This is a genomic window from Mesorhizobium sp. WSM4837, assembly GCF_055811435.1.
In genome coordinates this window covers 1-23,255 of the sequence record NZ_JBVVQE010000092.1, presented here as the reverse complement: position 1 = coordinate 23,255, position 23,255 = coordinate 1, and the positions used below count along the sequence as shown (strand labels likewise).

Here is a 23,255-nt window from a genome sequence, read left to right as displayed (position 1 = left end):
CGCCCGCCGCGCCGCGGGGCCCCCCCCCCCCAACCCCCCCCCCCCCCCCCGCGCGGGCGCGCCCCCCCCCCCCCCCCGCTTCGCGCGGGGCGAGGAACCCAAGTTCTGGCCGGCAGGCCATGCCTTTCGGTGGGGGGCGAGGAACCAAGGTCGTACCTCAGCCCCACTTCATCTCGCCGGTGGCGACCTTGGAGCCGATGTCGAGCGCAACGCCCATGCCGAGGCCGGGGAAGCGGGCCTCCATGGCGGTCTTGAGCGCGGCCGCGTCCTTGGCCTTGGCCAGTTCTTCCTCGAAGGCGATGAGATAGGTTTTGGTGTGCTCGACGCCCGAAAGGTCGGTGGCGGCCTGCGGCGTCATGTGGCCGGGCACGACGATTTCAGGCTTGGCGGCAACAATCTTTTCGAGATTGGCGAGCCAGGCGGCGCGCTGTTCCTTGCCCGACGTGTCGGCGGTCCAGACATGCACGCCCGAAAAAATCATCACCCCGCCGAACACCGCATTCAGCGACGGCACCGAGAGATAGCGCCGATTGGCAAGGCCTTCGGCATCGACGATCTCGATGGTCTCGCCATCGACGGTGAGCCTCTTGCCGTCGAAGACTTCGGGGATGACGACATCGGCGAGCGCCTGCGGGCCATTCTCCTTGAGCTGCGGCCCCCAGACGGCGATTTTCTTGTCGACGCTGCCGTTGATGGCGGCCACCGTCTCGGCAGCGGCGATCACCCGTGCCTGCGGAAAAACCTGCTTGATCGGCTTGAGGCCGAAATAATAGTCCGGGTCGGACTGGCTGACATAGATGGTGGTGAGCGTCTTGCCGGTCGCCTTGATCGCCTCGGCCACGGCCTGGCCGTCGGAATAGGTGAAACCGCCGTCGATCAGCAGCGCCTCGGAGGCGCCGGTGATCAGCACCGGGGCGCGAAAGAAGCCGTCTTCGCCAGCCGGAAAATGTTTCCAGGAAAGCCCTGCGGCTGCACGGCCAAGTCCGGCGGGAGCGAAGATGGCAGCGGCGCCGGCGGCGAGGGTGGTTTTCATGATGGCTCTCCGTGTGAACATGGATCTCTCCTGGGCTTGAGAATGCGGAATTCGGGCGGGCGCATCTTCCGGCGCAGCCTCGATGCCGGGAAGATGGCAGAGGCGGAATGCGTATTGAAGGCCAACAAAATAGACGTAATGTATGCTATTGCCTGACAATGAGGTCGCATTAGCCATGAGCCGCGCATGAACCTGAACCGGCTGGCCTATTTCGCTGCGGTGGTCGATGCCGGCTCGTTCACGCGGGCCGCCGAGCGGCTGGGCATAACCAAGGCGGTCGTCAGCCAGCAGGTGGCGCGGCTGGAGCGTGATGTCGGAACGACGCTGCTGATCCGCACGACGCGGCGCGTCCATCCGACCGAGGCCGGCCGGACATTCCATGCCCGCTGCCTGCAGGTTCTGCAGCAGGCCGAGGATGCCTTCGACGAGCTCGCGCAGGCGGCCGCCGAGCCGACCGGCACGCTGCGCATCGCGGCGCCCAACGATTACGGCACCTCGGCGGTGGTGCCGGTGGTCGCCGCATTCAGCACCCGCTATGCCGCCTGCCGGGTCGAGCTGACGCTGGGCGACGACACTATCGACCTGGCGTCCGGTGGAATGGACGTGGCGATCCGCGTCGGCTGGCTGGCCGATTCCAGCCTGCAGGCACGACGCATCGGCACATTTAGGCAATTCATGGTGTGCGGCGCCGGGTTCGCCGGGCGCTTCCAGGCCGGCGAACCGCAAGACCTGGCCGGGCTGCCCTTCGTCGCCAACATGGCGCTGCGCGAACCGCTGCTATGGCAATTTTCGCGCGGCGACGCCGAGCAGACCGTGCGCATGCAGGCAACGATCGCCATCGACGCGACGCCGGCAGTGCTGGCGGCCGTCCGCGCCGGTGCCGGCCTGTCGGTGCTGCCGGATTTTTTGGTGCGGGATGAGTTGGCCACGGGCCGGCTCGTCCAGGTCCTGCCCGAGTGGCAGCTGCCCTCCGGAGGCATCTACACAGTCTACCCCGCCGCGAGGTTCCGGCCGCCCAAGGTGACCAGGTTTGTCGAGATCCTTGTTGCGGCTGAGCAGAACGTGGCGTCAGGCGGGCAGGGGCGCCGAGGCTGAAGCTGCCGATCTCCCCCCTTGTGGGGGAGATGGCCGGCAGGCCAGAGGGGGGCGCTGTCCCGCCAACCTATCAGTCGATTGCATAGCGTAACCGCGCAAGTTCCCAGCCCATCATAGTTTGCCCTACTGCAGCTTGAACGCTGACTTCGTGAACACGATCTCGGTGCTGACTTGCGCCTTGGTCAAAGTGCCAGTCAATGTGGCCGGCAGGGTAGGACGTGGGTGCAAATCAGGAAGACAGTTTGCCCTCGGACGTGCCCTTTCACAATGCTGCCGGGCTCTAGCTTTTATCCTTTTAGTCGGCAGCTTCTCGCGGTATAATTAGATTTTCCTAAAATAAAAGTTTGAAAACGGAAAACCCTCCGTCTTTGGCGGGGCAACCTATGGGAGGCTCGCATGCTTAGCGGTTTTGGCAAGGCCTGTGCGGTAATCCTTTTTTCAGGGAACTGCGCTTTCGCCCAATCAGATTTGATAGAACCAGAGGCTGGAACGTGGAAGACGTGGGTAATCACGTCTGGCGAGGACTTCCGAGTCCCGCCGCCGCCTGACGCCTCCGCCGCAGCAGCCGAATTGGCACAGATGCGGGATCTCTTGGCGCAAAAGGATCCGGCTGCCGCCGACAAAATCACCTTCTGGGACGCCGGCTCGCCTGGGTACCGATGGATCGATCTGGTCAACAATCGCCTTCTCGAAAACCAGCAGATTCCAAATGCGCACCGCGTCTACTCCTATTTGACGATGGCGATGTACGACGCCACCATTGCTGCCTGGGACGCGAAGTACTTCTACAATCGGCCGCGCCCGAGCGAGGCGGACGCGACACTGGCGACTGCGCTGCCGCCGCCGCGGAGTCCCTCCTATCCGTCCGAGCATGCCGCAGCCGCCGGAGCTGCCGCGACCGTTCTTGCTTATTTCTTTCCCGAAGAGACATCGTCGTTCAAGGCAATGGCCGAAGAAGCGGCACAGTCGCGTGTCCTTGCCGGTGTCCAGTTCCCAAGCGATTCTTCCGCCGGCCTGGAGTTGGGGCGCAGGGTCGCAGAGCAGGTGATTGCGCGGGCAAAGGCCGATGGCTCCGATGCAGCGTGGAGCGGCACTGTTCCGACCGGGCCGTGCATGTGGGTCGGGACCAAACCCGCCAATGCAAACATGCCAAACTGGAAGCCGATCGTGCTGGCTGCACCCGATGAATTCAGGCCGCCGGCGCCGCCCGACTGCCAGTCCCCGGCCGTAAAGGCCGAGATGGATGCAATCCGACAGTCTGAACGAAAATTCCCTAACAGCTACAAAGCGTTCTACTGGCAAAGCCCATCCGGCCTGTTCACCGACTGGTATGACTATGCCAGCAAGTGGATGTTCGAGGACAAGACGGATACGAACCCGCCGCGTGCCGCGCGGGCTTACGCCATGCTCGCAACGGTCTATTACGACGCCTTCATTGCAAGCAACGACGGGAAGTACGCCTATTGGTATCTGCGGCCCAACATGCTTGACGCGAGCATCACCCCGCTGTTCGCGGTGCCAGCTCATCCCAGTTATCCGTCGAACCACTCCGCGCTCTCGACTGCCCGATGCGAGGTCCTGGCGTACCTGTTTCCCGGCCATGCAGAGTTCATCCGGGCGGTTGGCAAAGAGGCGGGTGATTCCCGCGTCTGGGCAGGCATCCACTATGAAATGGACAACCGGGCCGGCGCCGCGCTCGGTAAAGCGGTCGCGGGGAAATTTATCGAGCGGGCAAAAACCGACGGGGCGGACTAGGGGAAGGAAGGAGGCCCTCTTTTGATGCCATGGGTGCTATTCGCAAATGGTCGAGACGGCAGTTGGCCGAGAGCCGCGAGTTGTCGCCGGCTTCTGACTCTGGGATTTTAAGGACATGGACGAGGCGGTCGCCTGGGTGAAGCGCTGCCCCAATCCCATGCCGGGACCGAGCAAGATCGAAATCCGGCCGCTGAACGAGATGGCTGATTTGCAATGACACTCTGACGCCGGAGGTCACGGAAATCCATGACCGGACGGGCGAAAAGCTCAGCGGCATTGGAAAGGGAGGGCCGAACATGGCTTCTGTCGCGCGGGTCACCACATGGACGACCAGCACGAAGTGCTGTGGTGCGCTGCAACTATGGATTTTCAGAGAGCTGCAGCGAGCGTTTCCAGTAGATTTGTGCGGTGTGCGGACATATCCTGCAACTTTAGGAACGAATGCGGGAGGACCATCATGCCAAAGAAGGACGTAAGCTTTTCTCGACGCACGTTTCTCGGCGGCAGCGCCCTGGCGCTTGCCAGCGGCACGATTTCGATGCCGTTCGTGCGGACCGCGCGCGCCCAGGCGGCGACTTTCAAGGCCGGCGTCATCACGTCTCTGTCGGGCGAGAATATTTCGGGCGGCAATTTGACCAAGAACGGTTACGATCTCTGGGCCGAAGCGGCCAACGAGAAGGGCGGCGTCGAGGTCGGCGGCGAGCGTTTCATGGTCGAGATGTTCTATGGCGACGACCAGAGCAATCCGGCCACCGGCGCCGACGCCGCCGAACGGCTGATCGTGCAGAACGAGGTCGATTTCCTGCTCGGCCCCTACACCAGTGGCTCGACAATCGCCGTTCAGCCGATCTGCCAGAAATACCAGGTGCCGATGATTTCGGGCTCGGCCGAGTCGCCCAATGTCTGGTTGGCCAAGCCCGAATTCAATTTCGGCATCATCCCTTCCGTCGACACGACATCCGGCCAGTCGCTGGGCGTGCTGGTGGCGCTGTCAAACCCGAAGGCGAAGACGATCGCGGTGATCGGCGTCAACGAACCCTTTTCGAAGGAGACCGGCGAAGGCTTCCAGCGCGGCGCCAAGGAAGCGGGGCTCGAAGTCGTCGCCTACGAGCTCGTTCCAGCTTCCGGCGATCTCACCCCCGTAATGTCCAAAATCGCCGCCCTCAACCCTGACATCGTCGCGGTGGGCGGGCATGAAGAGCCGCTGATAAATGTGATCAAGACGTCGAAATCGCTGAATTATCGGCCGAAGGCCTTGATCATGCATTACGGCGTGACCAATCCGGCCTTCGCCGAAGCGCTCGGCGCCGATGCGAACGGCACCTCCGGCGTCGCCGTATGGCTGCCTACGGTGCCCTACAAGGACGACCTGTTCGGCACCGCACAGGACTATGTCGCGCGGGCCCAGGCAAAGTTCGGCCATGAGCCCGACTACACGGAAGCCGCCTGCTCGGCCAGCGGCCTCGTCTTCGCCGACGCCGCCAAGCGACTGGGCAAGAAGCCTTCGCTCACCCCCGAGGACCGCGTCGCCCTCAAGGACGCCATCGCCGACACCGACATCACGACTTTCTACGGACCGATCAAGTTCGAGAAAGAAGGCGACCACTATCACGACAACATCCAGCCGGTGCCAGTCATGATCCAGATCCAGGATGGAAAGACCGTCGCTGTCGGCCCGAAGGAAGCGGCCGCGGCCGAGTTCATCTACCCGTTGCCGGCCTGGAAATAATCGCGATTTGAGGCCGGGCGGAGTCGCTATTCGCCGTCGCCTGCTACGCCAGCGGGCAGCATGATGACGGCCGGCTCTTCCAAAGGCCAGGATGTAGGTTGGGCTTTATACTGCGGGCGTCTATTCACACTCGCGCCAAAAGCATGTTGCGGACTTTTTGGACTGACGGACAGGTTTGCCATTGGATCTTTTTCTTCAAACCCTGCTCAACGGCCTACTGATAGGCGGTGTCATCGCCACGTTTTCGATCGCCTTCCAACTGATCTTCGGCGTGCTCCATGTCATCGACTTTGCGGTCGGCGCGTGGGTCGTGCTCGGCGGCTACTTCGCCTACTACATGGCGGCCTTTCTCGGCATAGACGGGTTCCTCGCCATGCCGATGGCCTTCGTCCTGTTCGGCGCGATCGGCTATCTCATGGGGCCGATGATCTACAATGTTCGAAACAGCCGCACGGCGCGACCCGAACTGATGGCGCTTGCGCTGACCTTCGGCATCTTCACCTTGCTGCGCGGCGGAATGCTGACCGTCTGGGGTTTCAATACGCATAGCGTGCCGACGGCGCTTAGCGGTCACAGCATCATGATCGGCCCGGTCACGGTGCCCCTGATCCGGGTGGCGGCGGCGGCGTTCGCGGTACTCATCGCCGGCGGGCTGTTTTTCTTTCTCTTTCGCACGCGCTACGGGCTGGCGATCCGGGCGACGGCCGAAAATCGCCAGAACGCCGCCTTGATGGGGGTCAACATCCGGCGTCTCAGCGCCAATGTTTACGGGCTCTACGCGGGGATCACGGCGATGTCGGGCGTTCTGATGGGAGGCATCTATTCGGTCAATCCGGAGATCGGCCTGCGCTATACGCTGTTCGCCTTCTTCGTCGCCGTGCTGGCAGGGCTGGGCTCGCTGGGCGGCGCGCTTGTGGCGGCCCTGCTTCTGGGCGTCATCGAAGCCTTTGTCGCGACTTATGGCGGAGCCAGCTACTCGCATCTCGCGATCTTCGCAACGCTCTTCCTTGTCCTGTTGATTTCCCCGCGCGGCATCCTGCGGCGCGGACTGTGAGATGGCCCAGACCATGAAAAATCGTTGGGCCGGCCCGCTTCTCCTCGTCGTCATCCTCGTCGTGCTGGCGTTGCTGCCGGTGCTGGTCAACAATTACTGGCTGCGCATCGCCACCGGCGCGCTGATGTGGGCGGGGCTCGCCTGTTCCTGGAACATGCTAGGCGGCTATGCCGGCTACATCAATTTCGGCCATTCGGCCTTCTTCGGCATCGGCGCCTACGCCACCGCCATCCTGATGGGCGCGGATTTCGCAGTGCCGTTCCTCGCCACCATTCCCATCGGCATGATCGTCACAGCCCTGTTTGCGGTCGTCATCGGCGCGCCGACATTGCGGCTGCGCGGCGCTTATTTCGCCATCGCCACCTGGGCCTTCGCCGAAGTGCTCATGCAGTTCGCCACCGTCGTCGATTTCACCGGCGGAACCGGCGGTATCGGCCTGCCTCCCTTCCTCAACGAGCGCTTCTTCTATTTCGCCATGTTCGCGGCCGCCGTCCTGACCTATTTCCTCACCTGGTTGCTGTTCGAGCGCTCCCGCTTCGGCTTGAAGGTCAAGGCCTTACGGGATCACGAACCGGCGGCCGAAGCCATGGGCATCAACACCTCGCTGGTCAAGTTGCAGACCTTCGTGCTCAGCGCCGTCGTCGCCTCCGTGTTCGGCAGTATTTTCGCCTACTGGGTGACCTTCATCAATCCAAAGAGCGTGTTCGGCGGCGACATCACCGACCAGATGGTCGTCATGGTCCTGCTCGGCGGGCTCGGCAGCCTGTGGGGGCCGGCCATCGGCGGCGTCGCGCTGTTCTTCGTCAACCGGCTTATCTGGATGTACTATGGCGATACCGCCTTCTATATCGCCATTCTCGGCGCCGCCATCATCCTGGTGGTGCTGTTCCTGCCCAACGGCATCGCCGGCCTGTTTGCGCGGCGAAGCGGGAAATCAGGCAGCGTGCTCGACACGGTGCTCGGACGCCTGCTCGGCTCCCGCCAGGGAGGACGCTCGTGAGCATGACGGCGCAAGCGCCCGCGCCAGGCGACCAGCCCATCCTCTTCGTTCGCGACGTGCACAAGCATTTCGGCGGCATCCAGGCAGCCGCCGGCGTCGACCTGGAGGTCGGACGCGGCGAGATCGCCGGCCTCATCGGCCCCAACGGCTCGGGCAAATCGACCCTGTTCAACCTCGTGGCCGGCATGGAGACGCCCGATCGCGGGCAGATCCTGTTCGACGGCCATGAGATCGGCGGCAAAAAGGCCTATACGATAGCCCGTCTCGGCCTCGCGCGCACCTTTCAGATCCCGGCGTTGTTCGAGAACATGACAGTCAGCGGGAACCTTCTGGCCGCGGCTGCCGAGGGTCATTGGGATGGCGCGCAACAGCGGGCGGACGAGACGCTGGCGCTGCTGCATCTCGAACCGGTCGCCAACAACCGCGCGTCCGACTTGTCCGGCGGCCAGCAGAAACTGCTCGAATTCGGCCGCGTGATCATGCGCCAGGCATCCCTCATCCTGCTCGACGAGGTGACGGCCGGCGTCCACCCCAACATCCGCAAGATCATCTTGGAAGCGATCGCCAGGCTGCGCGAGCAGGGAACCAGCTTCTTCGTCATCGAGCATGACATGGAAATGGTGCGCAATGTCTGCGACCGCATCATCGTCATGGATTCGGGGCGGGTGGTGACCAGCGGCGCGTTCGAGGACATCGTGCAAAATTCCGAAGTCATGCAGACCTATCTAGGGCGTCCGCAATGAGCACGTTGGTCGCAGACAGCGTCGTTGCGGGCTACGGCAAGCAGGAGATCGTCCATGGCGTCTCCCTTGTCGCGGAAGCCGGCAAGATCACCTGCATCTTCGGCCCCAATGGCTGCGGCAAGTCGACCTTGCTGAAAGCGATCGCCGGCGCGCTGCCGGTATGGGGCGGCACAATCGGGCTCGGCGGCGAAACGATCAGCAATTTGCCGGTCCATGAAGTCGTGCGCCAGGGCCTGGTACTGATGCCGCAGGGCGGCGGCGTGTTTCCACGGCTGACGGTGATGGAAAATCTGCGCATGGGCGGCTACGCCATTGCCGACCGGAAGCTGGTGGACAGGCGCATCGAGGCTCTGGTCGACCAATATCCATCGCTGGCGCGGCGGCGCAAGACCACGGCCGGAGCCCTTTCGGGCGGCGAACAGGCGATGCTGGCGCTGGCGCGCGCGCTGGTGTCGGAACCGCGTTTCATCCTGCTCGACGAACCGTCCGCCGGCCTTTCGCCGGCCATGGTGAGCGAGACGCTGGAGCGCATCAAGGTGCTGACCGCGCGTGGCATCGGCATTCTCATGGTCGAGCAGAATATTCGCGAGGCCATGCCGATCGCCGACCGGCTCTATATCCTGGCCGCCGGAGAAAAGCGCTTCGAAGGCACGCCCGGAGATGTCCGCAACGACCGACAGATCATGGACATCTATATGGGCGGCGCCTGATGCCGCTTGGCACTTTATAGGTACTGCAAACTGTGTCGTGAATTGTCCAACCGAGCCGCTGTCACAGTCTCGCGGTAGCCTACCGAGGCTGTGGCAGGCCCTGATGGCGCGCGAGCGCGACGGCGGCGGCCCCTGCCGTGGCGGATGTCCAGGAAAGCCGAGCATGGCAAGCGAGCGCAGCGCCTCTCGCAGTAGCGGTCGCGACACGCCTAGCCGCAGCGAAAGCTCGCGCTCCGCCGGGCTTCAGCGAGCCGTCCAGTAGCGCGTCGTAGGCTGAAGCTGCCGATCTCCCCCTTGTGGGGGAGATGGCCGGCAGGCCAGAGGGGGCTCTGTCCCGCCAACCTAAATCGCAACTGCGCCGTTACGGCAGCTAAAACTCAAATGCTTGCGTTCTTTCGCGCCCCCTCTGCCCTGCCGGGCATCTCCCCCACGAGTTCCCCACGAGTGGGGAGATTGGCCGACATCGGCGCTCGCTCATCACGACTTCGCAACCACAGCCGCATACTCGAGCGCCACCACGCCGTTGCTGAATTGCGTGGCCGAGATCAGCTCGAGCGGCACCTGCTCGCGGGACGGGAACAGCGGCTTGCCCTGGCCGACGGCGCTGGGGTAGCTGAGCAACCTGACGCGGTCGACCAGGTTATGGCGCAGCAATTCCTGCGCGACGCTGAGGCTGCCATGCACATAGATGTTGCCGCCGCTGCCTTGCTTTAGTTGCCTGACCGCTTGCGGCAATGCGCCCTTCAGCAGCTCGGCCGGTTTCCAGTCGAGCGCCTTCAAGCTCGTCGACGCGACATATTTCGGCAGCGCGTTGAACCGGTCGGCGAAATCTCCGGTTTCCTTGGGCCATGAGCCGGCAAAAATCTCATAGGTCGTGCGCCCCAAAAGCATGGCGCCGCTGTCGGCAAGCTCATCCTCCTTGAACCTTTGCATTTCATCGTTCCAGGTCACGCCAGGCAGCCTCTCGACCTCGGCGATGCCATCGACGCTGATGAATTCGGTGACGATGAGTTTTCGCATGGCGCTCTCCTTCTGTCACAGGCCTTTCGCGACACGTTCCGTGAAAATAGCGCGGTCGCTTGTTAGGGGCTTTCCCTATTCGCCTCCAAAGGACCGATACCATGGGGAAAAGCTTCTCCGACCTGGACTAAGTTCCCAAGATCGGATTGGTGTTACATCTGACGCAGATATTCCCAAAGAACGCATTGCAGGAAGCTCATGGGATTCGGGGTCTTCATTCACCGCCCAGATTCGATCTACAACGACCGCCCCGCAGAGCAATAGCAGTTTCCTCGCCCGTATCTACGTCGTGTCGAAGCATGCGTGGGTGACTGGATCATTTACTACGAGCCTAGCAAGGTATCCGATACCCGTGGCTATTACGCGGTAGCCAAAGTCCAACAGGTCATTCCCGATCCTGTGACGCCTGATATGTATCTCGCTCTGATTGAGCTCGGAACCTATCTCGATTTCGTCAATCCTGTCCCGTTCAACGGAACTGACGGTCTCGTTGAACGAGGCTTGCTCAACGACCAAGAGCGGATTTCCGGTCGCGCCCAATCGGCCGTCCGGCCGATCAGTCCAAGCGACTTCAACCGCATTATCGATTTGGGCCTGGAGACGAATGAGTTGTTGCTACCGCGCGTTGATGAGACCGGTACATCTGCTGGCTTTCAGGATGAGCAGGCGCCATTCGAATTCGAGCAGAGCCGTGATCGCGTAAGCTACATCGAATCGCGAATTGTGCGGGATCGCATTTTTCGTCGCATCGTCTTGCGCGCCTATGATAAGCGGTGCGCGATCACGGGACTGAAGTTGATCAATGGCGGCGGCCGGGCCGAAGTTTCCGCCGCCCATATTCGACCGGTCGAAGCGAACGGCCCGGATGTCATCAACAATGGGATCGCACTGTCTGGTACAGCACACTGGATGTTCGATCGCGGATTGATCAGCCTATCCGATGACTTGGAAATTCTGATCTCGCGACAGGTCAACGACCTCGACAGCGTGCAGGCATTCATAAACAAGACCCGTCGCGCGCTTCCGCCTCGCCGACAGTTTGAACGCCCGCATGCTCATTTCCTGCAATGGCACCGCGACCACTGCTTCAAGCAGTGAGGCGCGTCGCCGGACACCCGACCTCAGTCGACCCGATGTTCGGCGCCGCGCAACTGATGATGCGGTCGATCATTGCCAACAAGGTGAGGCAGTGTCAGCTCGATCATCTTGATCCGCCCGGCGGTGTCGAAATACCGCTTGCTCCATTTCATGAAGATCGATGCCTTGCTGGCCGAAACGGCTGACATTATGAACGAGCTAAAGCGGGAAGGTGGTCGGTGCAGGGGTGCGCCTCGCGAAGGGGAGAGTTGGAACTGTCGCTTTTGACCCGTTCGAGACCTTCATTCTCGGCGTTGCGAATGGCAGCAACGCGCCCAATGTCGGCCATTGAGGTGATCTTTGCTGTTGCCCGATAGCAGACGTTGCCGGCGATTACTCTGGACATCGTAGTTGCGCCAATTCCGGACGTTGATCAGGCTTCTCCGTTGCAGACATTCGAGCTACGGCTGGAGCTACCGAAGCCAGCCGTTGCTACCAAGCTTGGGTGATCCTCCCACGCGTCGACGCGAGTGAAGGGCGGCCTCGTTTCAAACTGGCTCCACGATAATCTCCGGGCAGGCCACGACATTGAATTAGAAGGGCCTGTCGGAGGTTTCAACTTCGACGATCTACCATGCGAGAAGCCGCTTTTCCTTTCGGGCGGCAGCGGCATCACTCCCGTTATGTCGATGGTGCGGGCGCTAACCGACCGGGCATCTGGCCATGACATCCGTTTCATTCACTGCGCTCGGACGCCGGACGACATCGCCTTCCGCTCCGAGTTGGAGGCGCTCGCCGCGCGATTCTCCAATGTCGATGTAAGTTTCATCTGCAGCCAGGAAGGTTCGGCGTGGCAGGGCCCTAAGGGTCGGATCGACGGCCCCATGCTCTTGCGGCTGGTTCCGGACCTTCACCACGCACGTCTTACGTTTGCGGCCCCGAGCCGTTTATGCAGACGGTTCGGGCCTGCTTCGCGGAGATCGGCACGCACTCTCGCAGTATCATGAGGAAAGTTTCGGGGGCGCGGTGGGCAATTCCATGCCTCCGCAATCGGCTGTCGCTGGCCCAACGCGCGTCCGCTTCGCCCGGTCTGGCGTGGAGCACCTGTGTGCGCCTGGAGAGACTCTGCTCGATGCGGCGCACAATTGTCACTTCTACATCACCAAATTGTGCAGACGGTGAGCTGGCTACACCTTGCACACAGCGAACGAGCAGGTCGGCTATGCGACCTGTCGAACGCGGTTGCCGTATGTCAGCGAACCCTTCTCGCCAAAGACTCGACGGGTCTCAAGGATTGGACGCTCCTGGAGAGCCACTCGCAAGTATGAAGGACGCTCACGCCAATCATTTCGAGATGGATTTTGCCCAGCGGGAGTTCATTCAATGTGTCGTCGATCTCGGCACTATGTGTCGGATCAAGCTCTCCATGAATTCTCAATGTCCTGAATGCCGCTTCAGGAACGCCCGACCGATCTCGGATTTCATCGACACGCTGCTTGGAAGGAGGAAATGCTTCGAGAACTGTGATGTATCCCATCAGCATGATCGGGTGGTGATGGTTCAGCCAGTAATATTGCGAGCCAACGAGATTGGCCAACTGGGGCGAGGGCACAATCGAAAGCGCACAGTCCACATCGTAACCTGCTGAAGCAAGATCCTCGAGCGCCCAAGCATCGTGGTCCCGCTCATCTTCGATATGGCCGAGATAATAAGCACCCAACCTTCTCGCCAAAGGATCCGTTGCCGCCAGCTTTTCACAGACTTCAGCCCCACGGCCCATCAACGGGACTGAGGCCCGCATCAGCTGGTGAAGCAAGACAAGGTAGGGTGGGACGACCTGTTCCAGCGGATCGTGGCTCCACAGCTTCTCGAACGCAGCCTCGAGCGGGCCGATACAGAGAGCGACTTTGGTCCTGACGCTTTCACTGTTGGCGATGGACATACTTACAACCTTCATGAGAGGACATAACGAACTGAGCGCTCATGAGCCGAGGGGGCCAAGCCGTCGAACTCCCGGCAAACTCCCTCCGATTCGCCTTGGCGTTCTGAGATGTGACCCATTCTGCTGGAACTCGGGTGCACATTCAACTCGTCACTTCGGACGTCATCAGCGTCACTACTGTCGGCCACGACGACACCTGCCCCTGAACGAGAATCCTCCGCAGCGCTCAGGCAATTCAGATGTATTATGACCTGCTAATAATGACTGGACAGTTCCAGGAGACCAATTACAATAGCGCTCGATATCTTCGCATTGCTGCTTCACAGACTGTTTCCAGATCGCGAGATTCAGGGGGAACCGATGCCGGATTTTGCAAAGAATTTCCAAAGCTTGAAAGACAGCGGGGTAATCCCCGACATCCAAGAGAACATGTTGCCGCCGAATGTTCACGATGTGATTTCGAACTTGAGTCCTGATGAAATAACGGTTCTTAAAAAGATCGCGGAAAGCACCGGGTCTCATCTCACCTTACACAACAAAGATTACCATTTCGCAGTTTGCGGCTTGTAAGAAGGCTGAGGCACTGACGTCCCGGCTTAGCACCTGGCCCGCCGCGAAGGCAGAGACTTTCGGGAAACTCTCGCCACAAAGCGGAAGAGTTTGCGACCTTGGCTTCGTTGAAGAGTTGGTTGAAGGGATACTGGACCGATTGCCAATAACACGCTTGGCGGATATCACGCCCCTTGACTGCGTGGGCGCGCCGGTGTTCGCGGCGATTGCGCCGCTCGCAAGCGACTTGACGACCCATTTGGGGAAGGGGCCGGACCGGCGATCGGCGCGGATCAGCGCGATCATGGAGGCGGTAGAAAGGGTCGCGGCCGAGCGGATTGCTGCTCCCTCCCGCTGTGCGAGCTTCGAGCAGCTTCGCGCATCCGGTGTCAACGTCGCTGATCCTCTGGATTTCGATTTGCCGCCGCGGACCGCTTACCAAGCGAACCTGGAGTTCGAATGGGTCGAGGCCTGGGATCTATACGGTTCCCGGCCGATCTGGATCGCGGCCGACCTCGCTAGGACGCCGCCCAAGCAGGGAATATTGGATCATGTCGATACGAACGGACTGGCCGCAGCCGCTACCTATGCGGAGGCGCTGCGCCATGCGCTCCTGGAAGTGATAGAGCGAGACGCTGTGAGCCAGCATCAGTTCTTCGATCTGTTCGGGGATGACGGGCGCGTGCCACCCCACAAGGCGAGGATCGATCCGGACTCGATTCCAGAGTCCTGTAAGCGCTTCGTCTTGTCCGCGACCGAAGCCGGCATGGATGTCGTTCTTGAGGACCTGACCAGCGATCTGGAAATCCCGGTTGTCGGCTGCATGCTGGTCGATCGCGCCTTCCTGACCGAGCATGGCCCGATCACGCATGTCTTCGGTGGCTGGGGAGCCGACCCAGTTACAGAAACGGCCCTTCGGCGAGCGGTTACCGAAGCATTCCAGTCGCGTGTTGGCGTCATTCAGGGCGCAAGAGACACTTTCAACGGCCTGTCCGCAACGGCTCGGCCGTTCACGCTCTCGGCAAGACGGCATCTGCTCTGCAAGGCGCCGATGGTCCCGTTCTCTGCGCTTCGAAGCAGGGCGTTCGACGATCTGGAATCCGAAACTGACTATATTCTCGATCGGCTGGGATCGGTGGGCATCCGGCAAGCAATCGCCGTGGATATGAAACGCGACGATCTAGGCATTGCAGTCGTGAGGGTCAGGGTGCCTGGCCTCTCCGCCTTCGTCGCGGACCGCCATCGCGTCGGCTGGAGATGTGCGAGACACCTCTTGTGATGCATGAGCTGCCGCCGATCGTTTTCATTGGGCCAACGGCGCCGCGAGAGGATGTTCTCTCGGTTCTGCCCGACGCCCTGGTGGCGCGGCCCTGCCGGCGCGGTGACCTCTATCGCTACCGTATCCTCAAGCATTCCATTTTTCTCATAATCGATGGTGTCTTTGGCGGCTCACTCGCTGTTCCCCCGCGCGAGGTCATTGATGTCATCAAAGACGGAGCTGTCGTCATCGGAGCTTCGAGCATGGGCGCGCTGCGTTCCGCAGACTGTTACCCGGCTGGCGCGCTGGGGATTGGCATCGTCTACCGCCTATACCGGCGGCGCGCGATATCCTCCGAGGATGAAGTCGCCGTCACGTTCAGGGAGGATAGGCCCTATCCGTCGCTGACAGACCCGCTCATCAATATCCGTGTTGCATTGCGCCGAGCCGTGAACCTTGGCGTGATGACGGCAGCCGACGGTGTTTCCATCGTTGCAGCTGCCAAATCAACGCATTACTCTCATCGCACATGGAGCGCGGCGTTCAAGGATGCCGGGGTCATACCTCCCATGGCGACGCAAGAGTTTCTCAAGGGGGCCGACGCAAAGCGGCAGGACGCGAAGCTGGCGTTTCGCAGGCTCGAAAAATGGTTGCGGACGGGGGCTTTGCGACCACAGCCGCCAAAATATGGGCCTGGACTGTTCGGATTGTTGGACGAAGGGCGCGAGCGTGGGCCTGACCCGCTCGACGGCACCAAAATAGATGCAATTCGAGATGATCTGGTGGCGTGGATCGTGGTTTCCGGATACATTCACCGCATGCATCTGCATGGACTTTCAACACAAGAAATCACCAGCAAGCTGACGGTCGAGCAGGCAAATACGCTCTGGGCCGCGATCAGCACTTCCTTCGACTTCGACGCCGCTCTTACAGGGTTCAACGTATTCAATCGAGCGGTGAGGGAGGCACGGCGACTCGGGATTTCACCTGAGGCGAGCGACCTTCAAGACGCCGAGCTGGAACTTGCGTGCGCCCACCAAGTCTCGTGTTGGAACGAGCTGGCGACCAGTGGGAGATTGTCGACGCCGGACTTGGCGAAGCAGCGGGACCTGCACGCCCTGACGAAAAGCTTGAGACGCATCCTCTTTCCGCCTGCAAGTGCTCAGGAACCTATGGAACACCAACCACAATGGGAACGCAACTAACCAGCAGCGACGGCTTGCAGAGTGAAAGCGTCTGCATGCTGTTCACGGATATCGAGGGGTCGACAGGGCTCGTTGACAGATATGCCGATGTCTATCCATTGATGTTGTCGCGGCACCGTGAGCTGCTTCGAAACGCCATCGAGTCGCATGGAGGAGAGGAAGTCGGGGTTGCCGGAGATTCCATCTTCGCGCTGTTCCCCGGCGCGGACCTTGGGGTTCGGGCAGCGATCGACGCCCAAATTGCAATCAGCAAGGAAAAATGGGCTAAGGGGTGCGAGCCCAAAGTGCGAATGGGTTTGCACGCTGGCAAGGTGCAGCGGCATGAATCCGCGGTCGTGGGCATAGAAGTACATCGCGCGGCTCGAATAAGTGCAGTTGCGCACGGTGGGCAGATTGTGATTTCGCATGCCGTCCGTGATGATATCTCTCAAAGTGCAATTCAGCCGGGCATGCACATCCGCGACCTTGGCTTCCACCGCCTGAAAGATCTGCGCTATCCGGAAGCGCTGTTCGACCTGGTGGTTCCAGGACTGCCCAGCGATTTTGCGCCCATCTCGTCGATGGGTGCAAACAGGACGAATCTCGCTCTCGAGCCGGAGGCATTCTTCGGAAGGGACGCGGACGTCGAGAAGGTCCGGCGACTTATCCTCGAAAGCGGGCGCAGATTGGTCACACTCACCGGCACGGGCGGTTCTGGAAAGACGTCTCTTTCGCTCGTGGTTGGCAGGTCACTGATACAATCCTTCGCTCGTGGCGTATTCTTTGCCCAGCTCGGCAACATCCACAGTGCAGATTTGATTCCGTCTGCGATATGCCAGACGTTAGGCATACAGGAAGTAGCTGGACTTTCTGCGATCGAGTCCCTGCGCAACTCGATCGGCGATGCGCACTTGTTGTTGATTCTTGACACGTTCGAGCACGTCATTGCCGGTGCCCCGACCGTGACGTCGTTGATGAAGGAATGTCCCCATCTTGCTTTCATTGTCACCAGCCGGGAGACCTTGGGCGTTCGAGGTGAGACGGAAGTTGTCGTGGGACCGCTGCCTCTCCCCGATGGAAGGGCCCCTTTCGGCGAGGTTTCGCAGAACCCCTGTGTACGGCTCTTCGTCGACCTGGCCCAGCGAGAACGTCCAGAGTTTAAACTAACGCCCGACGTTGCCCGTGAGATTGTTCAAATCTGTCGGCGCCTCGACGGTTTGCCCTTGGCGATCGAGCTCGCTGCTTCGCACATACGCGTGCTGGATCCGGCCGCACTCTCGCGGCGGCTTGTCAGAGGTCTGCACAGCCTCAAGCACAAGGTGAGAGATGTCGACCCACGCCACCGCACCTTGCGGGCGGCCATTCAATGGAGTGAGGATCTTCTGACGCAGGACCAGCGCGAGGCGTTCCGGAAGCTGTCTGTCTTTGTGGGTGGGTTTGACGTGGCGGCGGCAGAATACGTGATGGCTCCATGGTGCAACGGTGATGAGGCCGTCGAACACTTGGAGTCGCTTCTAACAAAGAGCCTCGTGTATCAGAATGTGACGCTCGGGAAGCCAAGGCTCCACTTGCTCGACACCATTCGAGAGTACGCCAGCCAAGGCCTGAGCCAGTCGGGTTCGTTGCAGGATTGTCAGGCGCAGCATGCCCGCTACTTTGCCGCCCTCGTCGCGGACGATGCTCCGAACGTGATGCGGCACAATCAACGGGATTGCGTCGAACGGCTTTTCCAGGAGACCGGCAACATAAGAGCTGCTCTTGAATGGCTGATGAAGCAGTCAGACGCGGACGGGACGGCCAAGCTATTTTGCGCGCTGAAGTGGTTCTGGATCTCCCGTGGCCAATTCTCTGAAGCGAAGCGGTGGTCGAAAGCAGCTGTCGCGCAGGCTCGGCACGTAGGAGAGGCAGGTCCGCTCGCCGAGATATTGGATGCAGCAGGTTGGATCAGCTACATGTCGGGCGATCCTGCAAGGGCTCACGAATTGTCCAATGAAAGCCATAGGCTCTGTCTGGAGCTTGGCAATCAAGCCGGTGCAGCGAGTTCCGGCATTATTTTGGGCATTGCCAAGGTGACGTTGGGAGAAGATCTGGAAACCGGTCTCGAACTGATAAGCGGGTCGCTGGAACTCTTCAGGGCCCTGGGCGACGACTACGGGGCCGTGGTGGCGTTGATCGCTTTCGGCGAAGGGGCCCGTTCAGAAGGCGACGAGAAGACGGCCGAGAAATACTATCAGGAAGCTCTTTCCCTGCTGGAAGGTCTCGGGGATACCTACTGGCCAGGTCATTTGTTGCAGAACCTGGCTCATTTCAGGCTGCACCAAGGAGACTGGAAAGAGGCAGCCAGGTTGGCCCGCGACGCCTTGGCCATCAGCGAGAGGTATGACTACCCGGTGGTTGTCAACCTGGCGACTGCCGCTGTCAGCGGGGTATTCCTGGCAAAGGGAGCCGCCAAGGAAGCTGCCTGGACCATCGGTGCCATCCAGGCGCGTTTAACGCGATTTGGAGCCCAGTTCGAGCCGACCGACAACGCCGATTTTCAGAAGATTATATCGGTGACCCGCGAAACACTTGGTGAAGAGCAATTTGCATCCTGTGTTTCGAAGGGGTCGAGCGCTTCGTGGGAGGATGTTCTAGCTCTCGCCCGGTCGTGCAGCTAGTCGGCCTCGAACACGCTGATCTCGGGCGGGTTGGCCCGCGTGATCGGTCCCAAGGCACGGCGCGCTCGCAAGACGACAGCCTGCAAGCAGAACAGCGCGTTAGGACAGGGCTACCCGAGGCGTTTGCTGAAGGCGTTAGTAAACTTCACCTCGCCATCGCCGCCGACGCCTCGGCGAATACCACGTCCAAATAGTCGTCCGTGACATGCACCACGGCAAAGCCGCCCATGAACGCGGCTTTCGGCTTGAAGAGATCCAATCCGCTGTGCCGATAGACCATGGCGGTTTCGTGCTGATGGCCGTGGAAAATGCGGATGACATTGTATTTCGCGAGAAGCGACTGCAGCGCCTGGCGCTCTGCATCGCTCCACCAGTGAGGCGTGCCGGACCCGTCGTCGTCGAAAGTCCGCCTGACGGGATCCCATCGTTCCGTCGAGAATTGGTCCCAGCCGTAATGTTGGAACAGCACGACTGGCCTGCCATCGGCAGCGTAGGTGGCGAGGTCGTTCTTGAGCCAGGGCAGCCCGCTGATTGCGCCTTTCGTGGTGTCACCCGCGAAGCGGTGCGCCTGGACAAGATGGAGTCCGCCCCAGTCCCACGAGTAACTGTCGGACGCTACATCGTAATTTAACACCGGTACTGGCGGCTTGAAAAATACCGTCGTGCGGTGATTGAGTTCGACATAATCCCGCAGTTCTCGCCGATACCAATCGACATGAGGCGGTGGACCGTCTTGATCTAGGTCGTGATTTCCAAGACCGGTGTAAACCGGAAAAGGGATACGATCGGGACCGATACCCTCCTGGTGGCGCTGGCTGAACTGGCGAAGCTGTGATCCCTCGCCGGGCGTCGCGACCTGACCGCCCCCGTCATCGGTCATGTCGCCGCCGATGATCACGCCGAGCGGCTCCGCGATCTTGTGCCCCGCACCCGCAAGTCGCGTCGCGGCCCCGTCAATTCGGCTTGGCCAACTCTCGCCGGAAATGCGATTGATGGCGAGCGATGTGACGGAGGAGGCTTGCGTCGGCTTGCCCTCATTCGCGCAATTGGGGTTCAGGCCGCTGGCCATGCGGCAGGCATGCACGTCACTGGTAAAGATGAATGTTGCGTCGGTTCGGGCCGTTGTGGCTCAGCCTGGCCCAACGAGGCATTGGGGAACATGGCTGCTGCGCCAAGGCCGAGCAATTGCATCACGACCGCGCGTCTGGATGGAGGATAATGTCCGTCGCGGCATTGGTTCATTGTTTATCGTTCCGACTTACGAGTTAAATCGCATTGGGTTGAAGCGAAAGCGACGTGAATTTGTGCCAGCCCTCATTTGGTCACATCTACGGGAGCCTGCGACGGCTCGTGCCCAGTGTATCCAGCAGCTTTCCTTAAGCCCACTCAAATACAGCAGTCTGTCCTTGCAGGCGGCCGGACCTCCGGAAGGGCGCCGAGATCGCTCTTTATCTGCGCCGTATCCACCTCCTTGAGAGCGGATCCGGGCTCAGCGCGATCGTCCGGTTTGGAAAAATGTCGTGAATGACCGGAAGTGGCGCGACCGAGCCGGCCGGGCATCGGCTCGATACCGCGATGGAGCGTTCTACGTCTCAATCGGGTCAGTCAGGGACCTCGGACCTACCGGATCGAATGTCCGCTATCGCTTTTTTGGACGCCAGAAACTGCCGGTCGGCAAACGGCCCATTGCGGTCATCCGCGAGTATGCATCTGGCTGACTGGAAATGGCGCAAGGGTCATTGACGAACAACCGCGTCGCCTGCTTGTCATCCCCTCTTGCCATCCCCACCACCTTCCCCTAATCTCCCTCTGAGAAAACCTTTTCCCAAATCAGCTTGCATCTGCTGACCTCACCAGTCGGCGTCTCGCAGGGTGATTAGAGAAAACCTTTTCCCAACCAAGGAACTCGCCGCGTACCATGGTTTCCGACGCCTCGCCAGCGCCCGCCAAAAACCCGGTCACCCTCCGTGAGGTGGCAGCGCTTGCCGGCGTCAGCGTGGCGACGGCCTCAAAAGCGCTGAACGGGCAGGGGCGGATGACGGCCGAGACCCGCGAGCGCATTCGCGAGACGGCGCAACGGCTCGGCTTTCGCCCGAACAGCCTGGCGCAGAGCCTGTTGCGCCGGCGTTCCTTTACCGTCGGCCTGTTGACCAACGATACCTATGGCCGGTTTTCGCTGCCGGTCATGTCGGGCATTTCGGATGCGCTGGTCGACAAGGGCGTCTCGGTGTTTTTGTGCAATGTCGAGGATGACCAGCGCCTCGGCCAGCTGCATGTCGATGCCATGCTCGACAAGCGCGTCGACGGCATCATCGCCACCGGCAAGCGCATCGATCGCCACCTGCCGGTCGACTTGTCCAATCTCGGCGTTCCCGTGATCTACGCCTTCACCCAGCCCGATCCCGGCGCCATCGCCTTTGTCTCTGACGATGCCGGCGGCGCGCGGCTGGCGGTCGAGCATTTTTGCCGGCTTGGCCGGCGGCGCATCGCCCATGTCAGCGGGCCGGCGAGTTTTACGGTGGTGCACGCGCGGGCACAGGCCTATCGTGACGTGCTGACCGAGAAAGGCTTGCCGGTCATGGAACCATTGCTCGGATCGTGGTCGGAAGCGTGGGGTCACGAGGCGGTGAAGATGCTTTTCGACGGCAAGCTGTCGAAGCGCGGGGGCGAAAAGCCCGATGCCGTGTTTTGCGGCAACGACCAGATCGCGCGCGGCGTCATCGACGCGCTGCGCGAGCGCGGGCTTGGCGTGCCGGACGATGTCGGCGTCATCGGGTTCGACAACTGGCAGATCGTAGCCGAGGCAACCCGCCCGCCGCTGACCTCCGTCGACATGAACCTGGCGGCACTCGGGCGCGAGGCCGGCCTCACCTTGCTTTCGCTCGTCGGCGGCGAACCCGCCGAGCCGGGCATAAGAAAACTGCCGTGCCGGCTGGTGGTGCGTCAGTCATGCGGCCGTCCACCGGACGGCTGAGATTAAGACGCCGTGCGGGGAGCGCGGCCTAAGCAGAACCATCAGGAGGAGAACCATGAGAAGAACTATGATTGCCGGGCTCGCTATTGCCGCGAGCATCCTGAGCTTTCCGGCCGCCGCCGCCGAGACCGCGAACATCTGGGTTCGCGCCGACGGCTCGAACTTCATGCCGCGCATCGTCGATGCCTTCAACAAGGGGCATGAGAACCAGATCAAGCTGGACATCATCCCCAATGCCGAGATCATTCCGAAATACGGCGCTGCCGCCGCCGGCGGCACAGCACCCGATGCGCTGTCGCTCGACCTGATCTACACGCCGTCCTTCGCTGCCGCCGGTCAGCTGGAAGACATCACCGACTGGGCGAAATCGCTGCCTTATTTCAACAGTCTGTCGCCGGCGCACGTCAAAACCGGCACCTACAAGGACCGCATCTACGGGCTGCCGTTCTCCGCCGATAGCTCGGTGCTGATCTGGAACAAGAAACTGTTCAAGCAGGCCGCCCTCGACCCTGAAAAGGGGCCGACCAACTGGGCCGAGATCGAGGCCTATGCCGAAAAGGTCAACGCGCTTGGCGGCGATATCAAAGGCTTCTATTTCTCCGGCAATTGCGGCGGCTGCAACATCTTCACATTCACGCCGCTGATCTGGGCCTCGGGCGGCGACATCCTCACCGAGGACGGCTCGAAGGCGACGCTCGACAGCCCGCAGCTGCGCGGCGCCATCGATCTTTACCGCTCGATGGTCAAGAAGGACCTGGTGCCGGCAGGCGCGCAGACCGATACCGGCTCCAACTTCTTTGCGGCGTTTGCCGCCGGCAATATCGGCATCTCGCCGTCCGGTGCCTTCGCCATCGGCGCGCTGAACACGCAATACCCAGACATCGACTACGGCGTCACCTTCCTGCCGGGCAAGGATGGCGGCTGGTCGTCCTTTGCCGGCGGCGACAATTTCGTCGTCACCAAGGGCACGACCAAGGTCGCGGTGGTGAAGGAGTTCCTCGATTTCGCCTATTCGCTCGAGGGCCAGACCATCCTGGCGAAATACGGCAGCCTGCCGGTACGCGGCGACATCGCCAACGAGGCGCTGAAAGATCTGGACCCGCGCTACAAGATCGCCGCCGAAGCGATGGCCAAGGGTCGGACGCCCTATTCGGTGGTGTTCAACGACCTGATCAACTCCGCCAACGGTCCGTGGAACCAGATGGTCAACGAGGTCTTCTTCGGCGAGGACGTCAATGGCGCCATCGCCAATGCGCAGGAAACCATGCAGTCGATCATCGATTCGGTACCGCAGCAGTAAGCGCCGGCTTACCTCCCCCTTGAGGGGAGGGTCCGGCCGAAGGTCGGGGGGGGGGGGGGGGGGGGGGCGGCCCGCGGCCGGGCGCGGCCGGCGGGGGGGGGGGCCGCCCGGCCGCGGGGCGGGGGGGGGGGGGGGGGGGGGGGGGGGGGGGGGGGGGGGGGCGGCGGGCGGGGGG

The 23,255-nt window shown here is 61.4% G+C and carries 18 protein-coding genes and 3 pseudogenes; 16 read left to right on the top strand and 5 right to left on the bottom strand.

The features are described 5' to 3' along the window. Positions 1-157 precede the first annotated feature (157 nt). Positions 158-1,054 (bottom strand): MBL fold metallo-hydrolase, encoded by an 897-nt coding sequence (locus AC0L3D_RS32795; RefSeq protein WP_287260915.1) that lies wholly within the window; start codon positions 1,052-1,054, stop codon positions 158-160. Positions 1,055-1,219: 165 nt separating this feature from the next. Here AC0L3D_RS32795 and AC0L3D_RS32790 point away from each other — a divergent pair, with 165 nt between their 5' ends. From AC0L3D_RS32790 to AC0L3D_RS32760, 7 genes are all read left to right on the top strand, one after another. Beyond that, positions 1,220-2,128, top strand: a complete 909-nt coding sequence (locus AC0L3D_RS32790) for a LysR family transcriptional regulator (RefSeq protein WP_473535494.1) — start codon at positions 1,220-1,222, stop codon at positions 2,126-2,128. A 396-nt stretch (positions 2,129-2,524) separates the two neighbouring features. Next, positions 2,525-3,883, top strand: a complete 1,359-nt coding sequence (locus tag AC0L3D_RS32785) for a phosphatase PAP2 family protein (protein WP_245277790.1) — start codon at positions 2,525-2,527, stop codon at positions 3,881-3,883. 457 nt (positions 3,884-4,340) lie between these two features. Next, positions 4,341-5,612, top strand: coding sequence for an amino acid ABC transporter substrate-binding protein (locus AC0L3D_RS32780; RefSeq protein ID WP_128176816.1), 1,272 nt, complete (start codon positions 4,341-4,343; stop codon positions 5,610-5,612). 181 nt (positions 5,613-5,793) lie between these two features. Further along, a complete protein-coding gene (locus AC0L3D_RS32775; RefSeq protein ID WP_473628820.1) occupies positions 5,794-6,666 on the top strand; it encodes a branched-chain amino acid ABC transporter permease in 873 nt (290 codons plus the stop codon). Between the two features lie 13 nt (positions 6,667-6,679). After that, positions 6,680-7,666, top strand: a complete 987-nt coding sequence (locus AC0L3D_RS32770) for a branched-chain amino acid ABC transporter permease (RefSeq protein WP_473628821.1) — start codon at positions 6,680-6,682, stop codon at positions 7,664-7,666. A gap of 2 nt (positions 7,667-7,668) precedes the next feature. Next, entirely contained in the window at positions 7,669-8,409 is a 741-nt protein-coding gene (locus tag AC0L3D_RS32765) for an ABC transporter ATP-binding protein (RefSeq protein WP_473628834.1), read from the top strand. Next, on the top strand, positions 8,406-9,119 hold the full coding sequence (locus tag AC0L3D_RS32760; protein WP_192355631.1) for an ABC transporter ATP-binding protein: 714 nt from the start codon (positions 8,406-8,408) through the stop codon (positions 9,117-9,119). Before AC0L3D_RS32765 ends, AC0L3D_RS32760 begins: the two co-directional genes overlap by 4 nt. Positions 9,120-9,247: 128 nt before the next feature. On the opposite strand, the pseudogene AC0L3D_RS32755 reads toward AC0L3D_RS32760, so the two are convergent. Further along, positions 9,248-9,353: pseudogene (locus tag AC0L3D_RS32755) on the bottom strand (GntR family transcriptional regulator); the annotation flags it as partial. A gap of 243 nt (positions 9,354-9,596) precedes the next feature. Continuing rightward, positions 9,597-10,139, bottom strand: a complete 543-nt coding sequence (locus AC0L3D_RS32750) for a dihydrofolate reductase family protein (protein WP_473628823.1) — start codon at positions 10,137-10,139, stop codon at positions 9,597-9,599. A gap of 198 nt (positions 10,140-10,337) precedes the next feature. On the opposite strand from AC0L3D_RS32750, the pseudogene AC0L3D_RS32745 reads away from it, so the two are divergent. From AC0L3D_RS32745 to AC0L3D_RS32735, 3 genes and pseudogenes are all read left to right on the top strand, one after another. Next, positions 10,338-11,237, top strand: a pseudogene (locus tag AC0L3D_RS32745) (HNH endonuclease). Positions 11,238-11,251: 14 nt separating this feature from the next. Next, positions 11,252-11,504 (top strand): annotated as a pseudogene (locus AC0L3D_RS32740) (patatin-like phospholipase family protein); the annotation flags it as partial. Positions 11,505-11,746: 242 nt separating this feature from the next. Next, the gene (locus tag AC0L3D_RS32735; RefSeq protein ID WP_473647126.1) at positions 11,747-12,223 is read left to right on the top strand and encodes a ferredoxin reductase domain-containing protein; all 477 of its coding nucleotides are present in this window, start codon (positions 11,747-11,749) and stop codon (positions 12,221-12,223) included. 245 nt (positions 12,224-12,468) lie between these two features. On the opposite strand, the gene AC0L3D_RS32730 is transcribed toward AC0L3D_RS32735, so the two are convergent. Next, complete coding sequence (locus tag AC0L3D_RS32730; RefSeq protein WP_023801609.1) at positions 12,469-13,158, bottom strand: iron-containing redox enzyme family protein; 690 nt, start codon at positions 13,156-13,158, stop codon at positions 12,469-12,471. Between the two features lie 360 nt (positions 13,159-13,518). Here AC0L3D_RS32730 and AC0L3D_RS32725 point away from each other — a divergent pair, with 360 nt between their 5' ends. From AC0L3D_RS32725 to AC0L3D_RS32710, 4 genes are all read left to right on the top strand, one after another. Further along, a complete protein-coding gene (locus tag AC0L3D_RS32725) occupies positions 13,519-13,728 on the top strand; it encodes a hypothetical protein (protein ID WP_031255812.1) in 210 nt (69 codons plus the stop codon). A 115-nt stretch (positions 13,729-13,843) separates the two neighbouring features. Then, on the top strand, positions 13,844-14,986 hold the full coding sequence (locus tag AC0L3D_RS32720) for a YcaO-like family protein (RefSeq protein WP_473647125.1): 1,143 nt from the start codon (positions 13,844-13,846) through the stop codon (positions 14,984-14,986). Further along, the gene (locus tag AC0L3D_RS32715; protein ID WP_254019648.1) at positions 14,986-16,170 is read left to right on the top strand and encodes a TfuA-like protein; all 1,185 of its coding nucleotides are present in this window, start codon (positions 14,986-14,988) and stop codon (positions 16,168-16,170) included. The genes AC0L3D_RS32720 and AC0L3D_RS32715 overlap by 1 nt, the downstream gene beginning before the upstream one ends. Beyond that, the gene (locus AC0L3D_RS32710) at positions 16,155-18,806 is read left to right on the top strand and encodes an adenylate/guanylate cyclase domain-containing protein (RefSeq protein WP_473628829.1); all 2,652 of its coding nucleotides are present in this window, start codon (positions 16,155-16,157) and stop codon (positions 18,804-18,806) included. The genes AC0L3D_RS32715 and AC0L3D_RS32710 overlap by 16 nt, the downstream gene beginning before the upstream one ends. Positions 18,807-18,951: 145 nt before the next feature. On the opposite strand, the gene AC0L3D_RS32705 is transcribed toward AC0L3D_RS32710, so the two are convergent. After that, the gene (locus tag AC0L3D_RS32705) at positions 18,952-19,875 is read right to left on the bottom strand and encodes a metallophosphoesterase (protein WP_473628830.1); all 924 of its coding nucleotides are present in this window, start codon (positions 19,873-19,875) and stop codon (positions 18,952-18,954) included. A gap of 849 nt (positions 19,876-20,724) precedes the next feature. On the opposite strand from AC0L3D_RS32705, the gene AC0L3D_RS32700 reads away from it, so the two are divergent. Both AC0L3D_RS32700 and AC0L3D_RS32695 read left to right on the top strand, forming a co-directional pair. Beyond that, entirely contained in the window at positions 20,725-21,780 is a 1,056-nt protein-coding gene (locus tag AC0L3D_RS32700; protein ID WP_473628831.1) for a LacI family DNA-binding transcriptional regulator, read from the top strand. A gap of 55 nt (positions 21,781-21,835) precedes the next feature. After that, positions 21,836-23,080 (top strand): ABC transporter substrate-binding protein, encoded by a 1,245-nt coding sequence (locus AC0L3D_RS32695; RefSeq protein ID WP_473647124.1) that lies wholly within the window; start codon positions 21,836-21,838, stop codon positions 23,078-23,080. The last annotated feature ends 175 nt before the right edge of the window (positions 23,081-23,255 follow it).